This is a genomic window from Pararhizobium antarcticum, assembly GCF_001885585.1.
In the GTDB taxonomy this organism is placed as follows: Bacteria; Pseudomonadota; Alphaproteobacteria; order Rhizobiales; family Rhizobiaceae; genus Pararhizobium; species Pararhizobium antarcticum.
On the sequence record NZ_LSRP01000103.1, the window covers coordinates 21564 to 32309 of the forward strand.

The 10746-nt window shown below is 63.3% G+C and carries 12 protein-coding genes; 9 read left to right on the forward strand and 3 right to left on the reverse strand.

Features of this window, described 5'->3' with window-relative positions:
* Positions 1-74: 74 nt before the first annotated feature.
* The 4 genes from AX760_RS17885 (at position 75) to AX760_RS17900 (ending at position 3088) form a co-directional block, all read left to right on the forward strand.
* The gene (locus tag AX760_RS17885) at positions 75-1151 is read left to right on the forward strand and encodes a patatin-like phospholipase family protein (RefSeq protein WP_071834354.1); all 1077 of its coding nucleotides are present in this window, start codon (positions 75-77) and stop codon (positions 1149-1151) included.
* A 95-nt stretch (positions 1152-1246) separates the two neighbouring features.
* The gene (locus AX760_RS17890) at positions 1247-1810 is read left to right on the forward strand and encodes a phosphatase (RefSeq protein ID WP_071834355.1); all 564 of its coding nucleotides are present in this window, start codon (positions 1247-1249) and stop codon (positions 1808-1810) included.
* A gap of 101 nt (positions 1811-1911) precedes the next feature.
* Complete coding sequence (locus AX760_RS17895; RefSeq protein ID WP_071834356.1) at positions 1912-2562, forward strand: haloacid dehalogenase type II; 651 nt, start codon at positions 1912-1914, stop codon at positions 2560-2562.
* A gap of 100 nt (positions 2563-2662) precedes the next feature.
* A complete protein-coding gene (locus AX760_RS17900; protein WP_071834357.1) occupies positions 2663-3088 on the forward strand; it encodes a pyridoxamine 5'-phosphate oxidase family protein in 426 nt (141 codons plus the stop codon).
* An 11-nt stretch (positions 3089-3099) separates the two neighbouring features.
* Here the strand turns inward: AX760_RS17900 and AX760_RS17905 are convergent, their stop codons facing one another.
* Both AX760_RS17905 and AX760_RS17910 read right to left on the reverse strand, forming a co-directional pair.
* Positions 3100-3846, reverse strand: coding sequence for a gamma-glutamylcyclotransferase (locus AX760_RS17905; protein ID WP_245295051.1), 747 nt, complete (start codon positions 3844-3846; stop codon positions 3100-3102).
* Between the two features lie 137 nt (positions 3847-3983).
* The gene (locus AX760_RS17910; RefSeq protein WP_071834366.1) at positions 3984-4889 is read right to left on the reverse strand and encodes a LysR family transcriptional regulator; all 906 of its coding nucleotides are present in this window, start codon (positions 4887-4889) and stop codon (positions 3984-3986) included.
* A gap of 152 nt (positions 4890-5041) precedes the next feature.
* Between AX760_RS17910 and AX760_RS17915 the strand changes: the two genes are divergently transcribed.
* The 3 genes from AX760_RS17915 to AX760_RS17925 all read left to right on the forward strand — a co-directional run bounded on the left by AX760_RS17915 (position 5042) and on the right by AX760_RS17925 (position 8230).
* Positions 5042-6223, forward strand: coding sequence for an MFS transporter (locus AX760_RS17915; protein ID WP_071834359.1), 1182 nt, complete (start codon positions 5042-5044; stop codon positions 6221-6223).
* A gap of 30 nt (positions 6224-6253) precedes the next feature.
* Complete coding sequence (locus tag AX760_RS17920; RefSeq protein WP_071834360.1) at positions 6254-7291, forward strand: aldo/keto reductase; 1038 nt, start codon at positions 6254-6256, stop codon at positions 7289-7291.
* 105 nt (positions 7292-7396) lie between these two features.
* A complete protein-coding gene (locus AX760_RS17925; RefSeq protein ID WP_071834361.1) occupies positions 7397-8230 on the forward strand; it encodes an aldo/keto reductase in 834 nt (277 codons plus the stop codon).
* Positions 8231-8329: 99 nt separating this feature from the next.
* Here AX760_RS17925 and AX760_RS17930 read toward each other — a convergent pair whose 3' ends face one another.
* A complete protein-coding gene (locus tag AX760_RS17930) occupies positions 8330-8923 on the reverse strand; it encodes an isochorismatase family protein (protein ID WP_071834362.1) in 594 nt (197 codons plus the stop codon).
* 208 nt (positions 8924-9131) lie between these two features.
* On the opposite strand from AX760_RS17930, the gene AX760_RS17935 reads away from it, so the two are divergent.
* Positions 9132-10055 (forward strand): serine hydrolase domain-containing protein, encoded by a 924-nt coding sequence (locus tag AX760_RS17935; RefSeq protein ID WP_083531229.1) that lies wholly within the window; start codon positions 9132-9134, stop codon positions 10053-10055.
* Positions 10056-10149: 94 nt separating this feature from the next.
* Positions 10150-10746 (forward strand): MFS transporter (locus tag AX760_RS17940; RefSeq protein ID WP_139276507.1); only part of this gene is annotated, 597 nt, incomplete at its 3' end.

Here is a 10746-nt window from a genome sequence, read left to right on the forward strand (position 1 = left end):
GCGGATCGGACGATTGCAATTCCCTCGAAACGTGCAATGATGATATTAATCACAACCGTTTCGGAGGGCGCATTGTGGCAAGGACCCGATTTATTCTGTCGATCGATGGTGGCGGCATTCGCGGGCTCATTCCCGCGATCGTTCTGGCCGCGCTGGAAAAGCGGCTCGACGGCCGGCCGCTGCACACCTGTTTCGACATGATCGCCGGCACCTCGACCGGCGGCATCATCGCCGCCGGGCTGACCTGCCCGCACAAGGACGACCCCACGAAGCCGGCCTGCACGACGGCCGATCTGGTTTCGCTCTACAGGAACGAAGGGGCCGAGATCTTTTCGCGGACAATCTGGTCGGGCCTCCTCAACATCGGCGGCTGGAACGACCAGCGCTATGATGCGGGCCCGCTCGAGGAGAAGCTGCTGCGGATCCTGGGCAGGAAGGCGCGCCTTTCCGATTGCCTTGATGGAACGACGGTGCTGATGACGGCCTATGAAATCGAAGCACGCTGCGCCGTGTTCCTGACGAATGCCGATGCGGAAAACGCCAACTACCTCTATTGGCAGGCGGCGCGCGCGACCTCCGCCGCCCCGACCTATTTCGAGCCCGCGAGGGTCGACAATCCCAGCCACGCCAGGAACAAGCTGCCGAAAATCCTCTCCTTGATCGACGGCGGCGTCTTTGCCAACGACCCGGTGCTCGCCGCCTATGTCGAGGCCCGCAAGAAGGGCTGGGAAAAAGACGGCGACACGATCGTCATCCTGTCGCTCGGGACCGGATCGCAGAACCGTCCCTACTCCTATCAGGAGGTCAAGGACTGGGGGGCCGTCGGCTGGATCAACCCGGCGCGCGGCGCGCCGATCATCTCGATCCTGATGCAGGGACAGGCGAGCACCGCCGCCTATCAGGCGAACAAACTCCTCAACGAGAACCCGCCATCGATGAAGACCCTGTCGACGGCCGTTTCCACCGACAATGCCGCGAGCCTCAACTATTTTCGCATCGACGGGATACTCGAGGACGGCAATGACAATCTCGACGATGCGAGCGCCAAGAACATCGGCAAGCTGGAGGCGATTGCCTATGGCTTCATCAAGGCCAACCGTCTGGCGCTAGACGCGGTGGCCGCCCGCATCAAGGCCGCGAAGTTTGCCTAGACAGACCACATCGCGCCGCAGTTGACGCATTTACCGCTTCCAAGCCCTCCCTGCTGTCGCTACTTTAGCAAACAGAGAATCAAAGGGGCGAAACGATGGGATCGGCGGCGAAACGGGTTGAGGCGGCAGAACTCTATGCGCCGCTGCTGGGCGCGAACCCGTCGCATCCGAACGGCTGGCCCATCCGTGTGATCGTCGCCTCGCAGACGGAGGCGCGGCACAACCGCGCCGACTGGGCGCCGAGCCACCTGATCTCGATCCGCGCGCCGGGCACGAAACTTCTGTCGATGATCGCGGTGCCCCCGGAAAACCATCTGGACCTGCTGTTTGGCGACGTCACCGACCCGGACGAGCGCGAGGCGGCGCGGCCAGAGGCGATCGAACAGGCCTTCGCCTTTATCGACCGCCTGTCGGCGGATGCCAATCTTCTGGTCCACTGCCTGCGCGGCATCGGCCGCTCGACGGCGCTGACGCTCGGCATTCTGGCCCGCTACATGCCCCCGGAAGACGCCGCCGGCATGCTGCATGGACTGCGGCCCGAAGCCAAGCCGAACCGCCATGTCGTCGGCCTTTGCGATGCGGCGCTCGGGCTTAAAGGCCGGCTGGCGAAACAGGCGCTGCGCTTTCCGGCGAAAGTCTGGAAGCCGGGAAAACCGTGAGCCATCCGCTTGCCTCGAAATCATTGTGCAGCGCACACAAATTTGACATGATGGGCCTCAACAACCGCGCCCAAGCGGTGGACTGACGGGAGGCTTTTTCAATGTCACATGCGGCCTATGTTTTCGATGCCTATGGCACGCTGTTCGACGTGCATGCGGCCGTGCGCAAGCACAGCGCGGCCCTCGGCCCCGAGGCGCAGGCATTTTCCGATCTGTGGCGCGCCAAACAGCTGGAATATTCCTGGGTGCGCTCGCTGATGGGCGCCTATGCGGATTTCTGGGTGCTGACGGAGCAGGCGCTGGACTATTGTTTCCAGACGTTTCCGGCGATCGATCGCAGCCTGAAGCCGGCGCTTCTCGACGCCTACTGGACGCTCGACTGCTACCCGGAAGTGCCCTTTGTCCTGAAGGGCCTGAAGGATGCCGGCGCGCGCATCGCCATCCTGTCGAACGGTTCTCCGGCCATGCTCGCTTCGGCCGTCAAGAACGCGGCCCTCGACATCATCATCGACGACGTCTTTTCCGTCGATAGTGTGAAAGCCTTCAAGACGGCACCCGAAGCCTATGATCTCGTGACGACGCAATACAGGCTCTATCCGCAGGCCGTGTCGTTCCAGTCGTCAAACCGCTGGGACATTGCCGGCGCCACCAAGTTCGGCTTCCGGACCGTCTGGATCAACCGCGCCAACACGCCGGACGAATATATGGATTTCGGGCCATCCCTGATCCTGCCGACACTCGAAAGCCTCTGATCACGCTCGATCGGCTTTGCCCAACAGGGCTCGAACAAAACAGGCACTTGCGCGTTCTCGCTGCGGACAACGCTTGCGAACACGAACGGAGGAGCCTTTCATGGCCGACATGACGCTTACGGATATTGCCGAGAAAATGCGCGACATCGACATTGCGATGCTTTGCACGCACACGGATGGCGGCGCCATCGCCGCTCGCCCGATGAGCAACAACCGCGACGTCGACTATGACGGCGATTCCTACTACTTCACCTGGGACAAGACCCGCATGGTCGAGGATATCCGCAAGGAGGCCAAGGTCTCCCTGACATTCCAGGGCAAAAAGGCCTTTGCGGTTGCCGTCGAGGGCGTTGCGGAATTGTCGTCGGACAAAAAGGACTTCAAGGCACACTGGACGTCTGATCTCGACCAGTGGTTCGAGGACGGCATCGACACGCCGGGCGTCATGATGATCAAGGTGCGCGCCAGCCGCGTTCACTACTGGGACGGCGAGGACGAAGGCGAAGTCAAGCTGAAGAAACAATAGCTTGAAGACGATCAGCCCGCACGGCGAATGTCCGGCGGGCTGTCACTCTGCACGCGCGGCTGAGGATCGGGGCCTTTCAGCGCCTTGATCTCGGCCGCCACCAGTTCCTGCAGCCGCCAGAGATTGCGATCGCGGATGCCGAGTTCTTCCAGATGCGAGACGGTGTTGTAGAGATATTCGGCACAGGATCCCATATGGCCGCAGGCGCGGGCGAGAATACGGGCCACCTCGGACAGCGGGCGTCGGTCGATCGTGCGCGGCGTGCTGCCCACCCAGAAGCCGAGCGCCCTGCGATTTCCGAAATCACCCCTGACCGGCAGCCAGCGGACCGAGCGCAGGCTTTCACAATCGCTGACTTCGCGCCGCAGCATGCGCTCGATCTGCGCGACGCGATCGGCGTCCGGTAGGCGGTAGATGACACCGTCGCAACGGCCGCCCTGCGCCAGCGCCATCATCAGGCCCGGCTGCGCCCGCGAGCCCCGCCAGCGGTTGATCTGCAGGGTGAAGGCGCGGTGCCAGCCGAAGGCCGTGGCGCGGGCGGAATCGATATGGTCGAATTCGGGTTTCCAGATCAGCGAGCCATAGGCAAAGACCCAGAGCGGCTCGTCACCGCTGTCTTGCGCCAGGCGGTTCGCGACAGCCCGGAAGTCCGCATCCGTCAGTTCCGTCCAGCATCCGTCCGGACCCGGATCGACCTCGTCCCGGTGGCACAGGGCGACCAGATCGGGCGCCAGAACCATTTGTCTCGGTCTCGCCATACGCGCTTCTCGACACTGCCTTTGCACCGTCCTGGAACGATGCTTTTCATGGCCAGACAGTGCCAGAGCAGCACAGCCTGTCAAGACAAAATTGTGCGGCGCAGCAGGCTTCTTGGCCAGCCTGGTGTCGGTTCCGGCTATGCAGGATCGATGCGGGCGACCAGAAAATCGATGAAGGCGCGGATGCGGGCGGCAAGATGATCATGGCCGGCAAAGACGGCATGGATGGTTTCCCGGTCGGCGGGCCGATGGGCCTTGAGGACGGGCACCAGACGGCCGGCATCGACATCGGGCTGGACATGGAAGGCGCCGATACGGCCGATGCCGAGCCCGTCGAGGCAGAAGCGCCGCATGACGAAACCGGAATTGACGAGCAGCGCCGGTTCGAACGGTCGCTGCACGGTGGCGCCGCTTTGCGGATCGAGAAACGGCCATTCGGTGCGGATGCCGGGAATGTTGAACCCCAGGCAGGCATGCCGGGCAAGGTCGGCTGGCGTCTCCGGCATGCCATATCGGGCGAGATAGGCGGGCGACGCCACCAGCAGGCGGTGGCTATCGAGCAGTTTGCGCGCCTTCAGTGACGAATCGCGCAGCGCTCCGGAGGAGCGGATGGCGATATCGGTGCGTTCCTCGACAAGATCGCTGACGCTGTCGGTCAGGGAAATGTCGAGGACGACATGCGGATAGAGCCCTCGAAACTCGCCGATCAGCGGCAGGATATAACGCTCGGCAAAAGCCATCAGCGCGCTGATCCGCAAAAGACCGTGCGGCACAGCGCGGGCACCACCGGAGACCAGACGCTCGGTCTCGGCGATGTCCGAAAGAATGGCGCGAGCCCGCTCCAGATAGATCTCGCCCTCCGGTGTCAGTTGCAGGGCTCGGGTGGTTCGCACCAGAAGCCGCGTGCCGAGGCGATCCTCCAGCCGGGTCACGAGCTTGCTGACCGCCGATGGCGACAGGTTCAGCTTGCGCCCTGCGGCGGAGAAACTTTTGAGATTTGCCGCCGTCACGAAGACGTCCATCTCGCCTGCCCGGTTGTCCATCGTCGCCCAATTCATGAATTTATTTCACAGATACTTATCCATTCCGCCGGATACCGGCGCAAGTCCTCTTTTGACATAGTTGCGGCATCGAAACAGACGACGGCCCGCGCCGTCGCCCAACAGCCCGTCCTCCCGGACCAAAAGGTGTTTGAATGCCCCTTGCCCTCTTTGCGCTCACGATCGCCGCCTATGCGATCGGAACCACCGAATTCGTCATCGTCGGGCTATTGCCGACCGTTGCAACCGATCTCGGCATCACCCTGCCGCTGGCCGGCCTGATCGTTTCCATCTATGCGCTCGGCGTGACCTTCGGCGCACCCGTCCTCACGGCGCTCACCGGACGCCTCGAACGCAAGCCGCTTCTGATCGGCCTGATGGTGCTGTTCATCGGCGGCAACGCCATGGCGGCGCTCAGCCCAACCTATGAGATGCTGCTGGTCGCCCGCGTGCTGTCGGCCTTTGCGCACGGCGTTTTCTTCTCGGTCGGTGCAACGATTGCGGCCAGCCTCGTGCCGGAAAACCGCCGCGCCTCGGCGATCGCCCTGATGTTCATGGGCCTCACCGTCGCCATCGTCACCGGCGTGCCGCTCGGCACCGTGATCGGCCAGACCTTCGGCTGGCGTGCGACCTTCTGGGCCGTCTCCGGCCTTGGCGTAATCGCTCTTGCCGGTATTGCCACGCTGCTGCCGAATTCGATCGAAAAGGCGCCGCCCGCAAGCCTGATGGAGCAGGTGCGCGTGCTCGGTTCCGGCCGCCTGCTGCTTGTCTTCGGCATGACGGCGCTCGGCTATGGCGGCACCTTCGTCACCTTCACCTTTCTTGCTCCGATGCTGCAGGACATAACCGGCCTTGCCGCCTCCAGCGTCAGCTTCGTGCTGGTGCTCTACGGCCTGGCCATTGCCGCGGGCAATATCGCCGGCGGACGCATCGCCGACCGCAATCCGGCAAAGGCGCTCACCGGCCTGTTTGCCCTGCAGGCACTGGTCCTGGTGATCTTCAGCTTCACAGCATCCTCGCCCGTTCCCGCGTTGATCACGCTCGCCGCCCTCGGCTTCCTGTCCTTTGCCAATGTGCCCGGCCTGCAACTCTATGTCGTGCAACTGGCAAAACAGCATCGCCCCGGTGCCGTCGATGTCGCCTCGGCGCTCAACATCGCCGCCTTCAATCTCGGCATCGCCGCCGGTGCCTGGATCGGTGGACTGGTCGTCGCCTCGAAACTCGGCCTTGCCGCAACACCCTGGGTCGGCGCCATTCTCGTGGCCGGCGCGCTGGTGCTGACCATGATCAGCGCCAGCCTCGATCGCCGGCCCACCTGTTCGCAAGCCACCGCCTGAACCCGGCATATCAAGCAAAAGGACGAGATCATGGACTATCGAAATCTTGGAAAATCCGGACTGAAAGTCCCTGTCCTGAGCTTCGGAGCCGGCACGTTCGGCGGCTCCGGGCCGCTGTTCGGGGCTTGGGGCAATACCGATATCAATGAGGCCAGGCGCCTGGTCGACATCTGCCTCGACGCCGGCGTTACCCTGTTCGACACGGCGGATGTCTATTCGAACGGCGCATCCGAAGAGGTGCTGGGGGCGGCGATCAAGGGCCGCCGCGACGCGGTATTGATCTCCACCAAGGCCAGCCTTCCAACGGGCGACGGACCAAACGACTGGGGCTCCTCGCGCCACCGGCTGATCCGCTCGGTCGAGGCGGCGCTGAAGCGTCTCGACACGGACCATATCGACATTTTTCAACTTCACGCCTTCGATGCGAGCACCCCGGTCGAGGAGGTGCTCTCCACGCTGGACGATCTCGTGCGCGCCGGCAAGCTGCGTTACATCGGCGTCTCGAATTTCTCCGGCTGGCAGATCATGAAATCACTGGCCGTCTCGGACACATATGGCTGGTCCCGCTACGTTGCAAATCAGGTCTATTATTCGCTGATTGGTCGCGACTATGAATGGGACCTGATGCCGCTCGGCAAGGATCAGGGTCTCGGCGCGTTGGTCTGGAGCCCGCTCGGCTGGGGCCGCCTGACCGGCAAGATCAGCCGCGGCAAACCCCTGCCCGAAGGCAGCCGCCTGCATGAAACGGCTGATTTCGGGCCGCCGGTCGAAGAGGAACACCTCTACCGCGTCGTCGATGCCCTGCAACACGTCGCAGAGCAGACGGACAAGACCGTTCCGCAGGTCGCACTCAACTGGCTAACCCAGCGACCGACGGTGTCATCGGTCATCATCGGCGCGCGCAACGAGCAGCAATTGCGCCAGAATCTCGAGGCAATCGGCTGGACGCTGACGTCGGAGCAGATCGCAATCCTTGACGCGGCAAGCACGGTCACGGCGCCCTATCCGCACTTTCCCTATCGCCGTCAGGACGGTTTTGCCCGGCTCGATCCGCCGATTACAGGCTAATGAGCGGCGCTCTGCGGCCTTGAACCGCCGATCAAAGACGCCATCTAAAACCTGCCATTCCGGCCCGGCGCGTCTTGCCGGGTCTCTCCGCTGAAAGGACATTCCATGCACACCGTCAACGCCCATGGCGCCAACATCCCGGCTCTCGGCTTCGGCACCTTCCGCATGCCCGGCCCGGATGTCCTGCGCATCCTGCCGAAAGCCATCGCACTCGGCTTCCGTCATATCGACACAGCCCAGATCTATCGCAACGAGGCGGAAGTCGGCGATGCGATCCAGGCCTCCGGCATTGCCCGCAGTGATATTTTCCTCACCACCAAGGTCTGGGTCGATCAGTACAAACATGCCGATTTTCTCGCCTCCGTCGATGAGAGCCTGAACAAGCTGAAGACCGACCATGTCGATCTGCTGCTGCTGCACTGGCCCTCCCGCGGCGTGCCGCTGGCCGAGCAGATCGGTGCGCTGAACGCCGTGAAACAGGCGGGCAAGGTGCGCCATATCGGCGTTTCCAATTTCAACACCAAGCTGATGGCCGATTCGGTCGCGCTCAGCGATGCGCCTGTTGTCACCAACCAGATTGAATATCATCCCTATCTCGACCAGAGCATCGTGCTGGACGCCGCGCGCGCCGCCGGCATGTCGATAACAGCCTATTTTGCCATGGCCGACGGCAAGGTGCCGAACGAACCGCTGTTGAAGGATATCGGCGCCAAACACGGCAAGACCGCCGCCCAGGTCGTGCTGCGCTGGCTGACGCAACAGGACGGTGTGATTGCGCTGTCGAAGACCGCCACGGAAAGCCGGCTTTCAGAGAATTTCGATGTCTTCGATTTTGATCTGTCGGGCGACGAGATGGCCGCAATCCACAGGCTCGCCCGGCCCAACGGCCGCATTGTCAGCCCCGGCGGCCTGGCCCCGGACTGGGATCGCGTGGACTAAGGTGGTCTGAAGGACGCGGCGGTCCGCTGGCTTTTGGACGGCGGACACAGCTTTCTTCGGCCACCTAAACACGGCTGGCCGACTGTCTCTCGCCTCGCTCTATGCCCCGATGAGGTCGGCGACGTCGACAATCAGGCCCTGCGCATCGCCAAGTGCTGCGATCGTTGCACGGTGAAGCATGGCGGCGGCAACGATCGTTCCATCGGGCAGCGGCAGGTCGCGGGTGGCGCAGGCATCGGCGACGATAGTGATTGCATAGCCGAGATCGCAGGCGGCACGAACGGTTGAGGAGACGCAATTGTGGGTCATGAAGCCGGCGATGATGACGTCGGTTCCGGCAGGCCCGACCAGCGCCTGAAGCCCGGTTTCGAAGAAGGCGTTTGCATTGACCTTCTCGACCACCTTTTCGCCTTCGACCGGCGACACCGCATCGATGAACGCGCCGCGAACTGAAGCCCTGTCGAAAATGCCGCCGGCCTCGCCAAGCTGTGCCACATGGATGATGTGGCTGCCCGCCGCCCGCGCGGCGGCCAGCAGACGCGCTGCCCGCGCAACGGCGCTTTCAGGCTCGACGAGCGCCAGGGGGCCAGCCAGATACTCGTTCTGGTAATCGATCAGGATGAGCGTCGCCTTGGCGAGATCCGGCGGCGCCAGAACGACGCCTTCGAGCGAGAAGATGGTCTTTGCGGTCATGAATGGCCCTCCGATGCACGAGCCTATCAAGCCGTCTTGCCGCAATGCAATGCGAATGTTTCAGGTCGTGCGTTTCCAATGTAGTCTGGGGAGCCGCGACGGCCCGTGCTGAGCCATTCTTTCGTCCTGCGGCATGGGTCGTGTATCCTGCGTGGCACCTCAACAAAGCGCACGAGACACAAGCGACCGCAAGGAGGCCACTTGACCCATGTCCATACCCCCCATGTCCACCCCCCATGTCGATGACCTCGATGCACTGCTCGCCCTGGGCGGCTCGACCGCCTTGCTGGCGGTTCGCGAGGGGCGCGTGGTGTTCGAGCGGGGTCATCACGCGCACCGCTCAAGCATCGCTTCGGTGCGCAAGTCGCTGATCGGCATCCTCTACGGCATTGCCATTGCCGAGGGCAAAATCGATGCCAACGCCACGCTGGCGGACCTTTCGATCGACGACATCTCGCCTTTGAGCCCTGCGGAACAGCAGGCGACCGTTCTGGACCTCCTGAAAGCCCGCTCGGGCGTCTACCACCCTTGCGTTTACGGCAACGAACCGCCGCGGCCCGCCCGCGGCACCCATGCCGCCGGGACATTCTGGTTCTACAACAATTGGGACTTCAACGTGCTCGGCACGATCTATCGCCAGGAGACCGGCCGGCCGCTATCCGCAGCGTTTCAGGAGCATGTCGCCGAACCGCTCGGCATGCGGGATTTTGCGCCCGACGATATTTTCGATCTGCCCGGTCCGGAATCGCGCCACCCGGTCTACAAGATGCGCTTTTCCGGTCGGGACCTTGCCCGCATCGGCCAACTCTTCCTCAAGGGCGGGCTTTGGGACGGACGCCGGATCCTGCCGCACCAATGGATCATCGACAGTGTCACGCCGTGGAGCGATCTTGGCGGCGGTCGCGGCTATGGTTATCTCTGGTGGACGGCAAAGGCGCAGGCGCCGGGTGACAGCCTCAGCATCGATTTTCCGATCTGTTATGCCAGCGGCGCCGGCGGACAATATATCATCCTTGTCGAGGCGCTCGATCTCGTCGTGGTCCACCGTGCCGCCGATGTCAGCAACGGTATCAGCCATGCCCGCATGGGCGAGATCCTGCGGGCCCTGCTGCGTGTGATCGGCTGCGTGTGATCGGCTGAACGTGATCGACTGAACCGGCCTTTCAAACAGGGCGCCATTCGGCTATGGACGAGGCGCGCCTGAGATGCGGCGCAGGGAGCCCCCGATGCAGCCGCCGTCCACCGTCGCCCATGACATTGCCATGCCCGACTGGCCGGCGATTGCTGCCGTTATCCTCGGGGCCTCCGCCTTTTCGGTGGCGCAGGGCATCACCTATCCGCTGATTTCGCTGACGCTCGAAGGGCGCGGCGTCTCGCCTGTGATGATCGGCCTGAATGCCGTCGGTTTTGCGCTGGGTCTCGCCGCCGCGACGCTGATGCTGGGCCAACTGACCAGCCGGATGCGCAGCGAACGACTGATCATCGCCAGCCTCGTGGGCTGCTCGCTCTGCCTTGCCACCTTTGCGCTCACCGCCGCCCTGCCCGTCTGGTTTTTCGCCCGCTTCCTGCTCGGCTTCTTCGCCAGCCTGATCTTCATGCTCGGCGAAGCCTGGATGAATGCCGCCTGCCCGGACCGGTTGCGCGGGCGGGTCTCGGGGCTCTATGGCATGGGCATCTGCGGCGGCTTTGCCGCCGGGCCGCTGGTCATTCCTTTTCTCGGCACGGAAAGTGGCTTCGGTTTTGCGCTCACAGCCGTCTATGTGGCGCTCGTTGCCTTTGCCACCGGCATCCTGACGCTGTCGACGCGCACGGCTCCGGCGGCC

What these genes read in the sequence shown, in the direction of transcription:
- AX760_RS17890 (WP_071834355.1), top strand. Translation starts at nt 1,247, where the DNA reads ATGGGATCGGCGGCGAAACGGGTTGAGGCGGCAGAACTCTATGCGCCG.
- AX760_RS17895 (WP_071834356.1), top strand. Translation starts at nt 1,912, where the DNA reads ATGTCACATGCGGCCTATGTTTTCGATGCCTATGGCACGCTGTTCGAC.
- AX760_RS17900 (WP_071834357.1), top strand. Translation starts at nt 2,663, where the DNA reads ATGGCCGACATGACGCTTACGGATATTGCCGAGAAAATGCGCGACATC.
- AX760_RS17905 (WP_245295051.1), bottom strand. Translation starts at nt 3,846, where the DNA reads ATGGCGAGACCGAGACAAATGGTTCTGGCGCCCGATCTGGTCGCCCTG.
- AX760_RS17910 (WP_071834366.1), bottom strand. Translation starts at nt 4,889, where the DNA reads ATGGACAACCGGGCAGGCGAGATGGACGTCTTCGTGACGGCGGCAAAT.
- AX760_RS17915 (WP_071834359.1), top strand. Translation starts at nt 5,042, where the DNA reads ATGCCCCTTGCCCTCTTTGCGCTCACGATCGCCGCCTATGCGATCGGA.
- AX760_RS17920 (WP_071834360.1), top strand. Translation starts at nt 6,254, where the DNA reads ATGGACTATCGAAATCTTGGAAAATCCGGACTGAAAGTCCCTGTCCTG.
- AX760_RS17925 (WP_071834361.1), top strand. Translation starts at nt 7,397, where the DNA reads ATGCACACCGTCAACGCCCATGGCGCCAACATCCCGGCTCTCGGCTTC.
- AX760_RS17930 (WP_071834362.1), bottom strand. Translation starts at nt 8,923, where the DNA reads ATGACCGCAAAGACCATCTTCTCGCTCGAAGGCGTCGTTCTGGCGCCG.
- AX760_RS17935 (WP_083531229.1), top strand. Translation starts at nt 9,132, where the DNA reads ATGTCCATACCCCCCATGTCCACCCCCCATGTCGATGACCTCGATGCA.